This is a genomic window from Staphylococcus equorum (assembly GCF_029024965.1).
GTDB lineage: Bacteria > Bacillota > Bacilli > Staphylococcales > Staphylococcaceae > Staphylococcus > Staphylococcus equorum.
Genome location: NZ_CP118982.1, coordinates 1,881,970 through 1,900,684 on the forward strand (window position 1 = coordinate 1,881,970; position 18,715 = coordinate 1,900,684).

General features: G+C 33.2%; 16 protein-coding genes. 3 read left to right on the forward strand and 13 right to left on the reverse strand.

Going from position 1 to position 18,715, the window contains the following annotated elements:
* Positions 1-123 precede the first annotated feature (123 nt).
* From PYW44_RS09065 to PYW44_RS09080, 4 genes are all read right to left on the reverse strand, one after another.
* Complete coding sequence (locus tag PYW44_RS09065; RefSeq protein ID WP_002508078.1) at positions 124-927, reverse strand: TerC family protein; 804 nt, start codon at positions 925-927, stop codon at positions 124-126.
* A 353-nt stretch (positions 928-1,280) separates the two neighbouring features.
* Positions 1,281-2,843, reverse strand: a complete 1,563-nt coding sequence (locus PYW44_RS09070) for a peptide chain release factor 3 (protein ID WP_021339508.1) — start codon at positions 2,841-2,843, stop codon at positions 1,281-1,283.
* Between the two features lie 12 nt (positions 2,844-2,855).
* Entirely contained in the window at positions 2,856-3,095 is a 240-nt protein-coding gene (locus PYW44_RS09075) for a YueH family protein (RefSeq protein WP_021339507.1), read from the reverse strand.
* The gene (locus PYW44_RS09080; RefSeq protein ID WP_031266046.1) at positions 3,085-4,569 is read right to left on the reverse strand and encodes a UDP-N-acetylmuramoyl-L-alanyl-D-glutamate--L-lysine ligase; all 1,485 of its coding nucleotides are present in this window, start codon (positions 4,567-4,569) and stop codon (positions 3,085-3,087) included. Before PYW44_RS09080 ends, PYW44_RS09075 begins: the two co-directional genes overlap by 11 nt.
* Positions 4,570-5,000: 431 nt before the next feature.
* Between PYW44_RS09080 and PYW44_RS09085 the strand changes: the two genes are divergently transcribed.
* Together PYW44_RS09085 and ltaA are read left to right on the forward strand one after the other, a co-directional pair.
* Entirely contained in the window at positions 5,001-6,176 is a 1,176-nt protein-coding gene (locus PYW44_RS09085; RefSeq protein ID WP_021339505.1) for a diglucosyl diacylglycerol synthase, read from the forward strand.
* On the forward strand, positions 6,154-7,356 hold the full coding sequence (ltaA, locus tag PYW44_RS09090) for a lipoteichoic acid biosynthesis MFS flippase LtaA (RefSeq protein WP_021339504.1): 1,203 nt from the start codon (positions 6,154-6,156) through the stop codon (positions 7,354-7,356). Before PYW44_RS09085 ends, ltaA begins: the two co-directional genes overlap by 23 nt.
* A gap of 115 nt (positions 7,357-7,471) precedes the next feature.
* On the opposite strand, the gene PYW44_RS09095 is transcribed toward ltaA, so the two are convergent.
* The 3 genes from PYW44_RS09095 to PYW44_RS09105 all read right to left on the reverse strand — a co-directional run bounded on the left by PYW44_RS09095 (position 7,472) and on the right by PYW44_RS09105 (position 10,480).
* Positions 7,472-7,981: a YjcG family protein gene (locus tag PYW44_RS09095; protein WP_002508084.1), complete on the reverse strand. Its 510-nt coding sequence runs from the start codon at positions 7,979-7,981 to the stop codon at positions 7,472-7,474.
* 85 nt (positions 7,982-8,066) lie between these two features.
* Entirely contained in the window at positions 8,067-8,813 is a 747-nt protein-coding gene (locus PYW44_RS09100) for an esterase family protein (protein WP_021339503.1), read from the reverse strand.
* 95 nt (positions 8,814-8,908) lie between these two features.
* Positions 8,909-10,480, reverse strand: coding sequence for an alanine/glycine:cation symporter family protein (locus PYW44_RS09105; RefSeq protein WP_021339502.1), 1,572 nt, complete (start codon positions 10,478-10,480; stop codon positions 8,909-8,911).
* Between the two features lie 338 nt (positions 10,481-10,818).
* Between PYW44_RS09105 and cozEa the strand changes: the two genes are divergently transcribed.
* The gene (gene cozEa / locus PYW44_RS09110) at positions 10,819-11,904 is read left to right on the forward strand and encodes a lipoteichoic acid biosynthesis protein CozEa (RefSeq protein ID WP_021339501.1); all 1,086 of its coding nucleotides are present in this window, start codon (positions 10,819-10,821) and stop codon (positions 11,902-11,904) included.
* Positions 11,905-12,084: 180 nt separating this feature from the next.
* Here the strand turns inward: cozEa and fabI are convergent, their stop codons facing one another.
* The 6 genes from fabI to yjbM form a co-directional block, all read right to left on the reverse strand.
* Positions 12,085-12,855, reverse strand: a complete 771-nt coding sequence (fabI, locus tag PYW44_RS09115; RefSeq protein ID WP_002508088.1) for an enoyl-ACP reductase FabI — start codon at positions 12,853-12,855, stop codon at positions 12,085-12,087.
* A gap of 269 nt (positions 12,856-13,124) precedes the next feature.
* A complete protein-coding gene (locus PYW44_RS09120) occupies positions 13,125-14,969 on the reverse strand; it encodes a monovalent cation:proton antiporter family protein (RefSeq protein ID WP_002508089.1) in 1,845 nt (614 codons plus the stop codon).
* A gap of 9 nt (positions 14,970-14,978) precedes the next feature.
* Positions 14,979-16,364: a magnesium transporter gene (gene mgtE, locus PYW44_RS09125; RefSeq protein ID WP_021339500.1), complete on the reverse strand. Its 1,386-nt coding sequence runs from the start codon at positions 16,362-16,364 to the stop codon at positions 14,979-14,981.
* Positions 16,365-16,391: 27 nt separating this feature from the next.
* Positions 16,392-17,246, reverse strand: a complete 855-nt coding sequence (locus PYW44_RS09130; protein WP_002508091.1) for an RluA family pseudouridine synthase — start codon at positions 17,244-17,246, stop codon at positions 16,392-16,394.
* Positions 17,246-18,055, reverse strand: coding sequence for an NAD kinase (locus tag PYW44_RS09135; RefSeq protein WP_002508092.1), 810 nt, complete (start codon positions 18,053-18,055; stop codon positions 17,246-17,248). Before PYW44_RS09135 ends, PYW44_RS09130 begins: the two co-directional genes overlap by 1 nt.
* Before the next feature lie 11 nt (positions 18,056-18,066).
* On the reverse strand, positions 18,067-18,702 hold the full coding sequence (gene yjbM, locus PYW44_RS09140) for a GTP diphosphokinase (RefSeq protein WP_002508093.1): 636 nt from the start codon (positions 18,700-18,702) through the stop codon (positions 18,067-18,069).
* Positions 18,703-18,715 lie beyond the last annotated feature (13 nt).

The following is an 18,715-nucleotide window of genomic DNA, read 5'->3' on the forward strand; positions in this document are numbered from 1 at the left end:
ATTTTGACACATCCTTGCTCAATTTTAGTAAACGACAATATTAAAATTTATAAATAATACCTTACATGTTTTTACATAAAAAAACTGGAAAACCTCTATGAGCTTTTCCAGTTACCTTAACATTTACTTTTGCTTTTCTTTTTTCTTGTTATTTCTTAATGAAGTTAACCAACCAATAACTACTAACAATATCATGACAGTCCAGAAAATAGATTGCCATAACGTACTATGTGGGAAGTGTTCAGGTAAAACAGCGATTTCTTCATGCGCAAGAACCATGACCACTAATTTAACACCTACCCAACCAACAATAGCAAACGCTGCGCCTTCTAAACCTGGGTATTTGTTTAATAAGTTTACAAACCATGTTGCAGCGAAACGCATAATTACAACGCCCAACATACCACCTATGAACATAACAGCAAACTGACCTAAGTCCATTCCGCCGAAGTGGATGCCAACTGCTGGTAATGTCACTGCAATTGCAAGAGCTGCAAGCATTGAATCAATAGCAAATGCAATATCTGCAAATTCAACTTTTAATACAGTGCCCCAAAATTCTTTAGGGCTTGCGTGAATCTCTCCACCATCTTCATCAAAGTGATGATCATCACCAGCTTCTTGTTCTTCCTTATCTTTCTCTTTAAAGAAGGATATCAAATTGGTTATGGACATATATAGTAGGTATAATGCACCAAGTGCTTGTATCCACCAAAGATTTGCGATAATACTGATTAAGAATAAAGAAATAAAACGGAATACTAATGCACCTAATAAACCATAAAACAAAGCTTTTTTTCGTTGTTCAGGCGGTAAATGTTTAACCATAACTGCCATAACTACGGCATTATCTGCAGCCAATAGTCCTTCTAAAAATACTAGAACAACGAGCACCCATAAATAAGGTAAAATCATACTTGGATCCATCTAGGACAACTCCTTAATTTTTTAAACATAAAAATAGAGACCTAAGCTAAGTTAGTGTATTGCCGCTATTTAATTTAGTTCATTTAGTTTTTATACACTAAAGAACAAATCAATCACGTTATTCACTATTAGCAAAGGTCTCACTCGACAGTTTGTATCTGCCCATTTTACCGGAAGCAATCAGGCTTCGTAATGACGATAAAATGACTATGTTAAAAAGATATATAAAGTATTTTCTTTAAGCATATAAATGCATGCTTCATATATATTTTTAATAAAAGTTGAGTTACTCCCCTCTGACTACAAAGTCATAGGTATTCTATTAATATCGTTATTATACACAAAATATAGTTTTATAACAAACCATATAATTTAATTTCTGGAAACTTCTCTTCAAACCATCTCGTTGCAAATTCATTATCAAATAAAAACACATAATTTTCATAAATATCTTTAACTAAAATTGAACGCGATGTACTCATCTTGTCTTTAACTTCTTCTTCATTTTCTATCCAACGTGCAATTTTCGGACCGACTGCCTCCATGACAACATCGACATTGTATTCATTTTTTAAGCGGTGTTCGAATACTTCAAATTGTAACTGTCCAACTGCCCCAATAAGAATTTGGTTTGTGTGTAGTGCTTTATAATATTGAATCGCACCTTCTTGAACTAATTGTTCAATACCTTTATGAAAGTGCTTTTGTTTCATAACGTTTTTAGCTGAAACTTTCATAAATAACTCTGGCGTAAATTGTGGTAATTCTTGGAAACTGAATTTTTGATTACCACCAACTAACGTGTCACCAATTTGGTAATTACCAGTATCATACAAACCAATAATATCTCCAGCCACCGCATGGTTTACTGTTTCTTTATCATCAGCCATGAATGATGTTGAACGTGTGATTTTTTGTTTTTTCTTGGTACGCTGTAACGTAACATCCATGCCACGTTCAAAGGCACCGCTTACTACACGCATAAAGGCAATACGGTCTCTATGTTTAGGGTCCATGTTCGCTTGGATTTTGAAAATAAATCCTGAAAAATCTAAATCATAAGGTTTTACTTCCACTTCTTCTTTTGTTTGACGACTATGAGGCATTGGTGCATGATCCACATAAGCGTTTAAGAAGTTTTGAACTCCAAAATTAGCTAATGCCGAACCGAAAAATACAGGCGTTAATTCACCATTTAGTAATGCTTCATTATCAAAGTCTTCGCCCGCTTCTTCTACTAGCATCAACTCTTCAATAGCTTGAGAAAACGCGCTATCATTTTTCATTTTATGATCTTCTTCTAATTCAAAATCATCATTTAAATGCAGCGTATTTTCTTCTTCTCTAAAAGGCTCAATTGTATGTGAGTCGCGATCGATAATACCAAAGAAATTTTGTCCCATTCCTATCGGCCAATTCATGGGATATGTTTCAATTTCTAAAGTAGATTCAATTTCATCTAATAATTCAAATGGTTCTTTACCAACACGATCAAGTTTATTAATAAAAGTAAAGATTGGAATACCTCTCATTTTACAAACTTTAAAAAGTTTTAGTGTTTGTGGTTCAATTCCTTTTGCACAGTCAATTACCATAACAGCACTATCTACTGCTAAAAGTGTTCTATATGTGTCTTCTGAAAAATCTTCGTGTCCTGGCGTATCTAGAATGTTGATTTTATAGTGATCATAATCAAACTGCATCACTGAACTTGTAACTGAAATACCACGCTCTTGCTCTACTTTCATCCAGTCACTTGTTGCAAATTTCCCACTTTTTTTACCTTTAACAGTTCCTGCTTCTCTAATCGCACCACCAAATAGTAATAACTTTTCAGTTAATGTGGTTTTACCAGCATCAGGATGAGATATAATTGCAAAGGTTTTTCTTGATTCTACTTCTTCCTTTATACTCATTTTTAGTCTCCTTTAATCCTCAAGTATCAATTTGACAATGTCAGTGGCAATCTTAGTTGCTGTAGACTCGTCAAGTAACGTAAACAAGTGTATCACAAGTTCATCATTGATATCATCTTCATTTAATGTTGTATCTATTTCTAATGACCAATTTAATTCTGGCAGCGCAATTAAGTATACTTCCGCTTCAGTATTTTCATAAATATATAAATTTGAATGCACATCATTACAATCTATATTGCTAATCTTCAACTGGCCCACCACCAAATTTTTTATATGCCGCTTCTAAACCAATCAAATCATCTCTATGAGGTACTTTTACATGGCCGGGCATAATCTGATACGGCTCCCGCCCTTTCGAAGCTAATACTACTGTATCTCCAGGTTCAGCGATATCAATCGCATGGCGAATTCCTTCTGCACGATCATCAAATTCAATGTAATTTTGATGTGTCGCACCTTGTGCTAGTGCCTGTGTTAACACTTTAGGCTCATCGTTTGCTGGATTATCTGGTGTGAAAACCACGTAGTCCGCACGGCATGCAATGCGTCCCATTTCAGGTGCTTTGCTCATATCTCGTTCTCCTGCCAAACCACATAAGAAAATTAATTTTTGTGAAGTAAAGGGTTGAACTGCATCAATTAATTTATCCATACCATCTGCTGTATGTGCATAGTCAATAATCAAATCAATTGGTAACGTTTCGTCTAATACTTCGAGTCTGCCTTCGACTGGTTCTAAATTTTCAACTGCTTTTACAATTTCACTTAGATTAACGCCCTTACTCCAAACAGCAATCATTGCTGCCATAATATTAGAAACATTAAAAAGCCCGACATATGGTGATTTCACATAAAAATTACCCTCTGGCGTTACAAAATTAAAACTCGCACCCTGTAATGATTCATTTATATCTTCAGCCATAAATTGTGCTTTGTTATTAATGCCGTAAGTAAACGCTTCAAATGGTGATACTGACGCAAGATATTCAGAAAATCCATCATCTTGATTTAACACAACAAACTTTTCTTGAGACAAATCTTGGCCAAGTTGGCTAAATAATAGTGATTTTGCATGGCCATATGCTTCCATCGTACCGTGAAAATCTAAATGGTCTTGTGTTAAATTTGAAAAAATTGCCACATCAAAGTTAACACCACTTAAGCGTCCCAATGATAACCCATGACTTGAAACTTCTAAAGTCATAGCTTCAGCTTTCTTTTCAACAGCTTCATTGATTTTTTTAGTTAAAGCTACAGTTTCTGGTGTAGTATTAGAGCCTTTTGATTTTTCTTCATTAATCTGAAAACCATTTGTTCCTAAGTAAGCACTACCTTTACCTAATTTTCTATAGATATGGTGTATCATTGTAGCAATTGACGTCTTACCATTTGTTCCTGTAACACCATAAGTGACAAGCTGTTTACTTGGATAATTAAATAACTTGTTTGCTAATAGACTTGCTACGCGTAAAGTATCAGGTACTATGATTTGTGTCACATTACCGTCTAATTCTTGCGCTTGACTTACGACGACGATTTGGCAGCCTTGGTTTACTACGTCTTGACAGAATTTGTGACTATCAACAGTATAACCTTTCGATGCTACAAAAACGCTACCTTGTTGTGCAGTACGAGAATCAGTTGTGATATCTGTTACATCTCTCTCTAACGTACCGACAACTTGTTTTACTCTTATTTTTTCAAATAACAAATTTGCATCCAACATTTATCGCTCCTTTATTTCCAATACTTCTATTATACACGTTTTTCTTTGATTTTATAGAATCTATTATCTAGATTATAATAATTTCTTCCTATTATATATGTGCTTTTATAACAGGAAAATCACATGATTTTTTTGAGTTTAAATTAGCTTTGAATTCCTTTGTTAAATTTATGTAACTAATTTGTTAATGCTTTCTATATATTCACTTAATTTTTACTTTTCAAGCATACATTTATATTAAGCGTGGTAATGTATTAATATACAATGACTTGATTTACTGCATACATATTTCTGAATTCAGTATGAATCATTTCATATCAGTATGTAAAATGATATAATCTTCAGTAATTATGTTTTTTCTTTCGCATGTCAAAGAAATGCGTTAAACTTAGCATGAGCTAAATTTATACTATTGGAGGGTGGCTTAAATGGTTACTCAAAATAAAAAAATACTAATCCTTACTGGATCCTTTGGTAATGGTCATTTACAGGTTACTCAAAGTGTAGTGAACCAGTTTAACGAAATGAATCTAGACAATTTAACAGTTATTGAACATGATTTGTTTTTAGAAGCTCACCCAATACTGACTTCTATATGTAAAAAGTGGTACATTAACAGTTTTAAATATTTCAGAAATATGTACAAAGCATTTTACTATAGTCGTCCCGACCAATTAGACAAATGTTTCTATAAATACTATGGACTTAATAAATTAATAAATTTACTGTTAAAGGAAAAGCCTGATTTAATCTTGCTTACTTTCCCAACACCAGTAATGTCTGTTTTAACAGAACAATTTGATATGAACATTCCTATTGCAACTGTGATGACAGATTATAGAATGCAAAAGAACTGGATAACTCCTCATTCTCAAAGATATTATCTAGCTACAGAAGATTTAAAAGATGAGTTTGCTAGCATAGGTATTCCTAAATCCCAGATAAAAGTTACAGGAATCCCTATCGCAGATAAATTCGAAGAGGAAATTGATAAAACATCGTGGCTACGCCAAAATAATTTAGCCCCTGACAAACCAACAATACTCATGTCTGCAGGTGCCTTTGGTGTATCAAAAGGTTTCGATCAAATGATACAAGAAATATTAAACCGAAGTCCTCACTCTCAAGTCGTAATGATTTGTGGTAAAAATAAAGAATTGAAACGTACGTTATCTGCACAATTTAAAAATTACGACAACGTACTTATCGTAGGCTATACTAAGCAGATGAATGAATGGATGGCTTCAAGCCAATTGATGATTACTAAACCAGGCGGCATCACAATATCCGAAGCCTTGACACGTCAAACACCTATGATTTTCTTAAATCCTGCTCCAGGTCAAGAGTTAGAGAATGCAAATTACTTTGAAGAAAAAGGATTTGGTTTGATTGCTGACACACCTGAAGAAGCAATTCAACAGGTGGCAACATTAACAAATACACCATCAAAAATAGCAGAAATGACTCAGTCAATGAATGAATCTCGAATTCCATATTCAACCTACAAGTTGTGTAATGACTTGTTAAATTTACTAGATCATTCATCTCGCTATGAAGAAGTTTACGGAAAGGTTCCTTTATATGCAAAGCTCTTCGTTAAATAAAGATAATTATCATTCAAGTAAAAACTTTATAATATTGTTAGTAATTTTGTTCTTAATGGAATTTGCCCGAGGCATGTATATATTAAGTTACTTAGCATTACTTCCAACAGCAACCTCAATTGCGGTAGGTATTACATCTATCGCTATTTCTGCTCATTTTATAGCTGATGCAACAACCAACTTCGTGATTGGTTTTTTACTTAAACGATTAGGCACGAAACTCGTACTCACATTAGGCTTCCTACTTGCATTCGGAAGCTTGTTCTTAGTCATTTGGTTCCCGACTTCTCCGATTGTTCTAATTATCAGTGCAGTACTACTTGGTATAGCTGTTAGTCCTATTTGGGTTATTATGCTTGCAAGTGTCGATGAGAAAAATCGTGGCAAACAAATGGGATATGTTTATTTTTCATGGCTCCTCGGTTTACTTGTCGGTATGGTGGGCATGAATCTTATCTTCAAGTTCCATCCGACGAAATTTGCATTTATGATGGCGTTAGTAGTACTAATTGCTTGGATTTTATATTACTTCGTGAAGATAAGACTTACGAATTATAATACTCGACCAGTTAAACAACAATTAGGTCAAATCGTAGATGTGACAAAACGTCATTTAATTTTATTCCCAGGTATTTTATTACAAGGTGCTTCTATCACAGCATTAGTTCCTATCCTACCTACATATGCAACAAAAGTTGTCGGTGTATCTACAGTAGAATATACTATGGCACTTGTATTTGGCGGTATTGGTTGTGCAATCTCAATGCTTTTCTTATCAAAAGTCATTGATAAACATGGCACATTATTTATGTACTGCGTCATTTTTGGTGGTTTTATATTATATACGATAATGATATTTGGTCTATCACTGATTACAGATATTGCACTTGTATGGATATTGGCAATCTTTATTGGTCTGATGTATGGTATATTACTACCTGCATGGAACACATTTATGGCAAGCCATATACATATAGATGAACAAGAAGAGACTTGGGGCGTATTTAACAGTGTACAAGGATTTGGTTCAATGATTGGTCCGCTTGTCGGTGGCTTAATCACCCAATTCACAGCTTCTGTAAATAATACGTTTTATTTCTCAGCATTATTATTCTTATTCTTAGCTATATTCTATGGCATATACTTTATTAGAAATAAAAAATATCACCTTAACTCATAACATATTCACAAAGATTATAATCACAAAATAAGGAGTCACTAACAATTTGTTAGTGACTCCTCTTTAATTCCATTTTTTATCGTAAGCAATCATAGATGCTACTAATGGGCATTATTTAAGCTAAGTTAAAGTTATCTAATACTTTCCATTTTTCATCTTTCTCATCGTAATAAACTAAAGAAAGTTGTTCAATTGTTTCTTTATAATCAATACCCGCTAATTTCAATTGTCCATAAATATCTTCGAACTCTTGGCTTGTTAGTCCTTGCGCAATTGTGAAATGTGGTACAAATGAGTGATCTGGCACGCCATGAAAATCACCATTGTTAAATTTGTAGAATAATTTTTCTAAAGTTTCAGTTTTTTCAACTTTAAAATAAATGACATTGGTAATCGGCGCGAAGTTCGATGCTTTTGTTGCATGAACATCAACTGCTGGTATACCCTCAAGTCTAGATTTAATTGTCTCTTTGACAGATTCTAAATCGCTATCGTTTATTTTAAATTGCCCCTTAATCGTGATATGCGGCATAATTGACGCATAGTGAGCATCATAACGCTTACGATATGCATTCACTTCATCTTGAAACGCTTTTGACGGAATTAATGCTAATCCTAAAATCATTTAAATTCCTCCTTTGTTTAACATAACTACATTATATCAAATTTCTGAAAAATTCGTTACTTTAAACTAAATTTTATTCAGATTATTAAAATGAAATATTATCTGACAAAAAATACTTTAGCAAATCATCGAGTAAATGCTTCCATGATTTCCATCTATGGCCGCCTTCAAACTCTATGTAATGATGCGTGAAGTTATTTGCTTCAATAATGGATTTCAGTTCACGGTTAGGCGTTAGAAAATCTGCACGTTTACCGTTTGTTGGTAACTCAAAGTCTTCTTCTTCTAAACCAACAGCATGCCATATTGTTAACTGTTCTTGAAATTGACATCGTTCAATTAAAGTCTGAATCACTTCATCATGTTGTGGACTTAATAAACCGACTTGACTAAAAATTCTTGGATAAGATAAAGCAGTCATTAAGGCTACGCTTCCAGCTAAACTATCTCCAAGTAATATACGCGCATTACCTACTTTATATGTAGGAAACGTTCGATCAATGAAAGGTAAAATTTCGTTCGCTACCGCTTTAACTGTTAAATGCGTACGCGCTCCTTGTGGATGAAATTCAGCACGGCGTTTATCAACGTCTTCATAATGAAAGCCAACGAAGATTGCTTTTTCAATTTCATTCGTTTCACGTAGATTTTCATAACTTCTATGAATTCTTCCAAAACTAAAAAAATCTAAACCATCAAAACAAAATACAACTTTATACTTAAATAATTCCGAAAAATCTTTTGGTAAGTAAATAGATAGTGTGACATCTCTTTCTAATAATTCGCTAGGAAAACTAATTTTATTAATTCTTCCTGGTTGAAAATCATACATAAATAATGCGCCCCCTAGTAGTCTTAATGACATTGTACCAAGAGACGCATTATTTTAAAATATTTCAACTTAATTTTTATAAATTGAATACTGAGTTATTCCTCAAAATTTTCTTCTTTTAGGCGTTTAGGATAATCTTTGTGCCAGAAGACAGCATTAGGTAATTTCTTAGGATCTGGTTTATAAATTGCTTTTTTACCTGATCCAAGGTCGTTCTTCTGTTTCTCATAATCTTTCAAAGCGTTAATTGCAGGCTTATGCAATATCCAAATAGCAATGATATTTAGCCAAGCCATCATACCTACACCTAAATCACCCATCATCCACGCTAAGTCAGCAGTTTTAACTGCACCATACACTGTAGCTGCAATGAGAACAGTTCTAGTGATATTAATATAAACAAAAGTCATTTTTTTCGAACTTTTTCTAGTTAGATACGTAATATTGGTTTCAGCAATATAGTAATATGCCAATATTGTTGTAAAGGCAAAGAAGAATAGTGCAATCGCAATGAAGTATGACCCTATTCCTGAGAATGCAGGATCGAATTGATAACCACTTCCTTGGAAAGCTTTATCAATACCAGCTTGCGCGTACATTGCTGTACCAGAGTAATCTTTATCTCCATTCGACATCTCTACAAAAACACCATTATCTTTAATCAAACTGGATTTACCGTCTGACATGTCAGCATTACCAGTGACATTATATGTACCTGAAAGTAAAATTATTAAACCTGTTGCCGTACACACAAAAAGTGTATCAATATATACTGAGAATGATTGTACTAGACCTTGTTTAGCTGGATGAGATACTTCTGCTGCAGACGCAGCATGTGGCCCCGTCCCTTGACCTGCTTCATTGGAATATAGACCTCTTTTAACACCAATTTCAATCATTGCCCCAACGATCCCACCAAATGCTGCTTCAAACCCAAACGCAGATTTGAATATTAAAGCAAATAGCGCTGGAACTTGTTCAATATTAATAAATATAATAACAACTGCCATTAAAATATATAAAATTGCCATAAACGGAACAACTGCTGTTGCAGCGTTTGCAATCCATTTAATACCACCGAAAATAATTAAAGCAATTAATACTGCCAAAATTGTTGCGACTATCCATGGATCAAAACTAAACGCATTTTTCATTGAACTAGAAATTGCGTTGGATTGAACACCTGGTAATAATAAACCTACTGAAATTACTGTTACTACAGCAAAGATTAAACCATAAATTTTACCGAGTTTACCTTTGATACCATATTCGATATAGAATGCTGGTCCACCTCGGTATTGCCCCTTTTCTTCCCTTTTATAAATCTGACCGAGTGTAGATTCAATAAATGCACTACCAGCTCCTAAAAATGCTGATGCCCACATCCAGAATATTGCACCAGGACCACCAATGAATATGGCAGTTGACACCCCTACAATATTACCAGTACCTACACGACCTGCTAATGATAGTGCAATCGCTTGGAAACTGGATATACCTGTAGGTGATTTCTCCCCTTGAAACATTAGACGTATCATTTCTTTAAAATGTCTAACTTGGAAAAAGCGTAACATAAATGAAAATAATACCCCCGTAAGTAACAAACCATAGACTAAAGGCTTGCTCCATACAATATCATACAACCACGTAAGTAAACTCTCTAACATAACGTATCCCCCTTGTTGTACCATTATGTATAATGATATTTTTTATCATTATACACATATAAAATATTCCGCGCAACGCATTTCATAAGTTATCTTTTTCACAAATTATATATTTTCGATTGTGAATTAATAATAAAAATTTTTAATGACTTAAATTCTCCATTAAAATAATTTTACACTATTTAATGCATTATGTGACTTTACTTAATATTCTATAAAGTTATTTGAATCGATTTAATTATTCATCAAATTGACATCAATTTTTATCTTTTGTTCTGTAGCTATTTGAGATATACTGAATAGTACTTCAAATACGATTTTTTAGGAGGAAAAGTCCTATGCTTAATAAGGTTTGGTTTAGAACAGGTGTTGCCTTGCTCATCCTGTTTTTACTTATCAAATTAGTAATGGAAGTCCATAGTGTATTCACACCATTTATTGTTATTATTCAATCGGTATTGTTACCACTGTTACTTAGCGGCTTCTTATTCTATGTCTGTTTACCTTTTCAAAAAATTCTTGAAAAATACAAAGTTCCACGTTGGGGTAGTATAACAATTATCTTGATTGCGTTAGTTATTATTATAAGCAGCTTTGTAGGTTATATTGCACCGCTGATAATAGATCAAATTTCAAAATTAATTAAACAAATCCCAGCTCTACAAAATGAAATTCAAAGCATTGTTAATTTTGCTTTAGATCAAATGGAAAGATTACCAGCAGATGTAACAGACAGAATTAATAATATGATTAAATCAATGAGCGATGGCGCTACTAGTATATTATCTAATTCATTAGGGTTTGTGACATCATTTATTTCTACTATGTTTCTACTTATCATGGTGCCATTCTTCCTAATTTATATGCTAAAAGACCACGAAAGATTCATTCCTTTTATTGCAAGATTATTTAAAGGGGATAGAAAAGTATTCGTAGTTGAATTATTAAAAGACTTAAATGAAACAGTTAAATCTTATATTCAAGGTCAAGTAACTGTAAGTATTATTTTAGGTGTCATTTTATATATTGGTTATTCTATACTAGGACTTAACTATACATTATTACTTGTTATGTTTGCCTGTCTTGCCAATATGATTCCGTTCTTAGGCCCTTGGATGGCATTTGTACCAGCTGGAATCATTGGCATTATACAAAGTCCAACAATATTTATTTGGGTCTGTATCATTACACTGATTGCACAACAGCTAGAAGGAAATGTCATTACGCCAAATGTTATGGGTAAATCTTTAAACATCCATCCATTAACAGTCATTGTTGTAATTTTAGCAGCAGGTAACCTTGGTGGTTTTGTACTCATTCTTGTTGCAGTGCCACTATATGCTATTATTAAATCTATCGTCCGTAATGTATTCCGGTATAGACAACAGCTTATTGAAGCAGCTAATAGTGACGTCAAAGATTAGCTCGTTTATAAAATCAAAACTTCATTGTTATTTAACTAAAAAAGCTGAAAGATTCTTTTAATGTAAAAGACCTTTCAGCTTTTTAGTTTGTCATCGATTTACCATTTTCATAGTTTAAAAAAACACCTCTAACGTGCAATGTTAATTTCTACACATTGCATGTTAGAGGTGTTTTGATTATTATTTAACGATATGATAACCACTGTCAACATGAATGTTTTCACCAGTTACTCCACTAGAGAAATCACTTAATAAGTATGCTGCAGTTTTACCTACTTCTTCTTGATCAACATTACGTTTTAATGGTGCACGTTCTTTTATCTCATTTAAAATCGTATTGAATCCGCCTACACCTTTTGCACTTAAAGTACGTATTGGTCCTGCTGAGATTGCATTTACACGAATATTGTCTTCACCTAAATCTAATGCTAAATAACGGACATTTGCTTCTAAACTTGCTTTAGCAACACCCATAACATTATAATTTTGAACAGCAAATTCTCCACCTAAGTAAGTTGTAGCTACGATACTACCACCTTCAGGCATCAATTTTTTAGCTTCACGTGACACGATTGTTAATGAGTACGAACTTATGTCTTGCGCTAATAAAAAACCATCGCGAGAAGTATCTATGAAACGACCACGTAAATCTTCCATGTTTGCAAAAGCGATTGAGTGATAAACACCATTAATGTTTCCGACTTCTTCGCCAATTTTCGCAAAACCGTCAACAACATCTTCATCTTTTTGAACATCAATTTGGTACATATGATGTGTTTCTTGATTCAGTTGTGCTACTAATTTTTCCAACTCTTTTTTACTTCTATCTTTACGATATGTAAATACTAAATTTGCACCTAATTCATCTAATACTTTAGCTACACCAAATCCGATACTACGTTTATTAGCAATACCCATAATGACAAACGTTTTATTTTCTAAATTAAACATGAGAATAACTCCTTTATTTAAGTTTTCATTTTAAACCGATTCGAGAAATCATCAGAAAGCTTTGGCTCATTGGCTCGATTCCAATTCCAATATCCTTTATTTTAACATTGGTTTAATTGTTTAAACAGTTTTTTTGCTATATATAATTTATTTAATAAATATCTACACCTTCTAATGAATAAAAGATATTTTCAACCTATGTATAAAAGTAAGGCGTCAGAGGTATCAAAACATAAAAAACACTTTTTCAACTTAACGCTATACTTTTACTAATAATAAAATTCTAATTCACGTTTCAATTCATCCACATATTCTTTAGACCCAGTTACAATCACTCTATCTCTATAACGTAATTGTGTATCACCATGAGGTACGATAGACTCATTATTTCTAATGATACGTACAAAGATAATATCACCATCGAATGGGAAATTACGTAATTGAATTTGGTCATATTGATGATTTAACATTGCAATTTCATATAATGAAGTTTCAACATTACTTAAAAGATTAAGCATGTTTGGTGTTTCAATTAGACCTTTCAGTAATATCTTGTTACTCAAATAGCTACTGAATACTTCTATGCCTTCTCTTTGTAGTTCAATATCACTAGAACTTGATTCTAACCTACAAATCACTCGTTTAACGCCACGTTCTTTAGCCATTAAAGCAACTTTTCGGTTTATATCATCATCATTAGTTGAACAGACTACAATATTTCTTTCAAATAATCCTAAACGTTCCAACAATTCTTCTTCATAATCTGCAATTTCAACCATAGAAATTGCATCAGAAAGCTTGCGTTTATCACTTAAATCATTTCTATAATAAAGTGAAACTTGATAAAGTTGTGAAGTTAAATTTTGAGCGATAGGTATTGTTAATTGATTTTTACCGATTAAGCTAACTTCAATTTGTCTTGTTGCTTCATCTGGCATTGGGAACATCTTTTTAAAGACAATAGGTACAAATACACATGTAATAACTGCACTTAGTATTAAAATACCTGATATTTCACTAGAAATAGTACCTAATTGTTCAGCAATTTTCGCCGATGCGATTACTAAAGACAATGTTGAAGTTAGTAGAAAGGCCGAAGAAATTGTAGTTTTCATATCAAACCATCTACGTATGTAAAACACAGGAACTAATTTCGAAATTAAAAATGCTAATATTAAAAAGGGTATTATTAATAATAACGAAGGTTCTTTAATTAACTCTGGAATATTTAAATCTACCCCTACCATTATAAAAAATATAGGAATAAAGAAACCATAACCAAATGAGTCTAACTTCTCTACCATATCTTCATCTGGACCTAAGAGTGATACAACGACACCTGCTAAAAATGCCCCAAGTATATTTTCAGCTCCTACGCCTTCTGCTAAAGCTACTAACAAAATAATCAATGCAAAGACTGCACGTATTCCAATTTGTGTCGTACCATCCATCAACATTTGTAGGAACTGCGCTTTCTTGAAGATGCCTCCTAAGAAATAAAAGATTAGCGTAAATACTACTAAACTACCAATTAACCAAAGTGATGTACTACCAGAAGCATGTATCGCACCATAACCTGTAAGTAATATCATTGTCACTAAATCTGCTAATACAGCAACAAGTAGGATAAATTGTCCTATTGTAGTACGCATAATGTTCATTTCTTTTAAAGTTGGTACTACTACACCTAATGAAATTGTTGAAATAATAATTACCATAAGTAAGACATCATCAATTAAACCAAACCATTTAAACATATAAGCAAATACAATTGAAATAATCATAATAGCCATAAATACAATAACTGCTAATTGTAAATGCCCAGGTTCTTGTTTTTTAGATTTTTCTTCTTGTGCAGTCGAACTTTTATCTTTTTTAAATGCTTTAAAATCTATTTCTAAACCACTTAAAAACATTAAAAAGATAAATCCTAAAGTGGATAAAATATTAAGCATCGCATCGCGTTCTACTAAATTTAAAAATGAGTGACCAATGACGATCCCCATTAATATTTCAGCAACTACGACAGGTAAAAAACTAACACGTAGTCTATTGACTAAAATTGGTGTTAAAAATGCCGCTAATACAACGACAACAAGCGATAGAAATTCCATATAACCCTCCTACGTTAAATAAGCCATAAATGACGTTGCTAAACCAAAATAAATTAACATACTTACAATATCGTTAATTGTTGTAATAAAAGGTCCACTCGCCACTGCGGGGTCGATTTTCAGTTTATCCATAACTAACGGAATCATTGAGCCTACTAATGTACCGACTGTCATTGCTATCGTCAAACTAGCGCCAACAATCACTGCTAATATTGGTTGACCATAAAGTATTATTATAATTAAAAATAGCAATATTGAGCAAATTAAACCACTTAAAAATCCGCTTCCTGTTTCTCTCAATGCTACTTTGAATTTACTTTGCTCGTAAATTTCACCAGTTGAAATATTACGCACAGAAACGGCAAGCGATTGCGTTCCAGAATTACCTGACATCCCACTTATAATGGGAATAAAGGCAGCTAATAATGCCACTTGCGATAAAGTATCTTCAAAAGAGCCTAAAATTGTGGCAGTAATCATACCTAGAAATGTTAATATGATTAACCAAGGCAAGCGTTTTCTAGCTGTTTTTATAATGGAATCATTGGTTGCATCAACATCTGACACACCAGCTAAGCGTGAGTAGTCTTCGCTAGCTTCTTCATCCATAACATCTAAAATATCATCGATAGTAATAATACCAAGTAAATGATCTTGATAATCTACTACAGGCATAGCAATAAAATCATAATCTCGCATTTTTTGAGCAACATCTTCTTGATCATCTGCCGCATTTGCACTGATTACACGTTCACTCATAATATCTTCTATATATGCATCATTTTCAGCCACAATCAAGTCTCTTAACGAAAGTACACCAGCGAGTTGTTTATTATCATTCACTGTAAAAATAACATAAATTGTTTCGGCATCTGGTGCTTGTTCTTTTACATGCATCATTGCTTCTTTAACTGGCATTGTCGCTTTTAAAGAAATATACTCTGTCGTCATGATACCACCAGCAGTATCTTCTTCGTAGTGTAGTAATGCTTTGATTTCTTTAGCATCTTCACGTTTCATTAATGTGAGCAAGCTAACAATTTTTTGCTTAGATAACTTATTCATTATATCTACAGCATTATCATAAGACATGTCTTCTAGCACTTTACTCGCATATTCGGCATCCATAGTGTCAAAAAGTGATTCATATTCATCTTCGTCAATTTCTAATTGCTCAAAGAAATCAGCTACTTCTTCTGGTGATAATACTTCAAATATTCTTTGTCGAATTTCTTCATCACTGTCTTCAAAGTATTCACTTTGTTCATATGTATGCATCGCTAAGAATTCTTTTCTGAATTCATCGATATGATTTTCAAACAACAATTTATCTAGCAATGCTTGATCATATACTTGTTCATCTTCTAAAGTGATTGAATCCTTTTCATTAGCCAATGGCCCCACCTCCATGAATGTTAAAAATTATATCATATTAAATATAGATTCTATTGCGCTATAATCATCATTTATTTCAAGCTTTTTATACGTAATTGGATGAATAAAAGATACACGTACACAGCGTAATAATTGATGTGTATATATTGGATGCTTTTCTCCGTATAAATCATCGCCCACGATTGGATGTCCTATATGTTGAAAATGCACACGTATTTGATGTGTCCTACCAGTTAATAAATGTACTTCACTCAAACTATAATCTTCAGAATATTGAAGGCATTTAAAACGTGTTCTCGCTTCTTTACCCTTCACATTGACTTGGCGTTGAATAATACTAGATGGATCCCTTGCAATAGGTGCATCAATTAAGCCTTCACTTTTCAAATTACCATGGCATATACATAAATATCGCTTATCAACCTGTGTTTGAGACATTAGATGATGTATGAATCCATGTTTGGTAAAAATAACGATGCCAGATGTATTCCGATCTATCCGAGTAACGATATGAGGGGTAATTGAGAGGGATGACTGCTTAAAATATCCTAATACTTGTTCGACTAAACTCAAATGTTTATGATCTCTCGAGGGTGCACAATTTTGAAGTGCAGGTTTCGATACAACAAGTAAATATTCATCTTCATATAAGATATTCAATCTATCCGTAAATGGCAGCAAATTCGAACTTGGCGTTTCTTGCCCTAAATGAACTTGAAGCACATCGCCAATTTCCAACTGCTTTCTGACTGTAACTGGCTGTCCGTTAACAACTAAAGCGCCATTATGTTTAATGGCGCTTATAGTCCGCTTAGAATAGTGATTTTTTTGTAAAAATGTTCTTACCAATTCTGGAAATTCAATATCATATGTGAATTTCATTACTCATCTTCCTCACTAGAGATAAAGGAGTCATGTACTCTTTTCCAGAAAGGAAATGGTCTAAATCTAGCAAACCTTACTTTTTCATTTGCTACTCTAAATTGTATAGCATTAACATTTTTATGTTTAATACTCACATGATCAATAGTAGTTAATATCGTGTCATGGTTTACAGGTGTTATCAAACACGTATGGTGTTTCGGCAATACTAAAGGCGAACCTACAGTTCTAAACACTCTATTATTAATTGATGCAATTTCTGCAATTTGCATTGCTTCTAGAGATGGATGAATTAATGCGCCACCTAGGGCTTTGTTATATGCCGTTGAACCTGATGGTGTAGATACACATAAACCATCACCTCTAAATCGTTCAAATTGATTACCTCGTATATTCACATCGACCACTAAAGTAGATCCATTTTCTGTTTTCATAGTTGCTTCGTTTAAAGCTAAATATCTTGTTTCGTAACCATTATCGTTATAACGCACAATAATTTCTAACAAAGGATATTCTATGACTTGGAATTCTGAATTATTAATTTCAATAATTAACTTTTCTACTTCATGTGGTAACCAATCCGCATAAAATCCTAAATGACCAGTATGTACCCCTACAAACGCACAGCGAGATAACATGTGACTATATTGATGGAAAGCTTGTAACAATGTCCCATCACCACCCACTGATATAACTATCTCTGGGTTGTCTGGGTCTTCAACCATTTGAAAATCTTTCATATGGTTAATCATTTTATGTTTCAGTGCATTCGATTTTGAATCACCTTTAGATAATATCGTATAACGCATGATTACACCCCCTAGTCATTATTGTGTTTCTTAGAGCGTTTTTTAGAATAATATTTTTGGGCTTCTTGAATTTCTTCTTTGATTTCCGACATTTCTTCATCAAGTAAAAACGCTGCTTCTGCTGCCCGTTCAAGGCGATGTTGAATCTCAGGTGGGTAATCTCCATCATATTTATAACGTAATGTATGTTCAACAGTGGCCCAAAAGTTCATGGCTAGCGTTCTGATTTGAATTTCTGCTAATATTTTCTTTTCTCCCTTTAGTGTTTCAATAGGATATTCAATAATAACATGGAATGAACGGTAACCACTTTGTTTGGTATTACTAATGTAATCTCGTTCTTCCACAACTTTAAAATCTTCACGTTGTCTTAATAAATTAACTACTACTTCAATGTCATCAACAAATTGACACATTAAGCGTAATCCTGCGATATCATACATTTCTTCATGTAATCGATCAAACGAAATTTGACGCTTATTTGCTTTATCAATAATGCTAGTCATTGGTTTGACACGGCCGGTTACGAATTCAATTGGCGAAGCATTGTCTTCTACTTCGTATTGTTTTCTAAGGCCTTTTAATTTAATTTTCAATTCGTCCACTGCTTGTTTATATGGAGATAAAAATTGATCCCATTGATTCATAATGCCTCACTCC

Coding starts and splice junctions, on each gene's coding strand:
- PYW44_RS09065 (WP_002508078.1), bottom strand. CDS start 927: ATGGATCCAAGTATGATTTTACCTTATTTATGGGTGCTCGTTGTTCTA.
- PYW44_RS09085 (WP_021339505.1), top strand. CDS start 5,001: ATGGTTACTCAAAATAAAAAAATACTAATCCTTACTGGATCCTTTGGT.
- fabI (WP_002508088.1), bottom strand. CDS start 12,855: ATGTTTAATTTAGAAAATAAAACGTTTGTCATTATGGGTATTGCTAAT.
- PYW44_RS09070 (WP_021339508.1), bottom strand. CDS start 2,843: ATGAGTATAAAGGAAGAAGTAGAATCAAGAAAAACCTTTGCAATTATA.
- cozEa (WP_021339501.1), top strand. CDS start 10,819: ATGCTTAATAAGGTTTGGTTTAGAACAGGTGTTGCCTTGCTCATCCTG.
- PYW44_RS09100 (WP_021339503.1), bottom strand. CDS start 8,813: ATGTATGATTTTCAACCAGGAAGAATTAATAAAATTAGTTTTCCTAGC.
- PYW44_RS09105 (WP_021339502.1), bottom strand. CDS start 10,480: ATGTTAGAGAGTTTACTTACGTGGTTGTATGATATTGTATGGAGCAAG.
- PYW44_RS09120 (WP_002508089.1), bottom strand. CDS start 14,969: ATGGAATTTCTATCGCTTGTTGTCGTTGTATTAGCGGCATTTTTAACA.
- PYW44_RS09135 (WP_002508092.1), bottom strand. CDS start 18,055: ATGCGTTATACGATATTATCTAAAGGTGATTCAAAATCGAATGCACTG.
- PYW44_RS09130 (WP_002508091.1), bottom strand. CDS start 17,246: ATGAAATTCACATATGATATTGAATTTCCAGAATTGGTAAGAACATTT.
- ltaA (WP_021339504.1), top strand. CDS start 6,154: ATGCAAAGCTCTTCGTTAAATAAAGATAATTATCATTCAAGTAAAAAC.
- yjbM (WP_002508093.1), bottom strand. CDS start 18,702: ATGAATCAATGGGATCAATTTTTATCTCCATATAAACAAGCAGTGGAC.
- PYW44_RS09095 (WP_002508084.1), bottom strand. CDS start 7,981: ATGATTTTAGGATTAGCATTAATTCCGTCAAAAGCGTTTCAAGATGAA.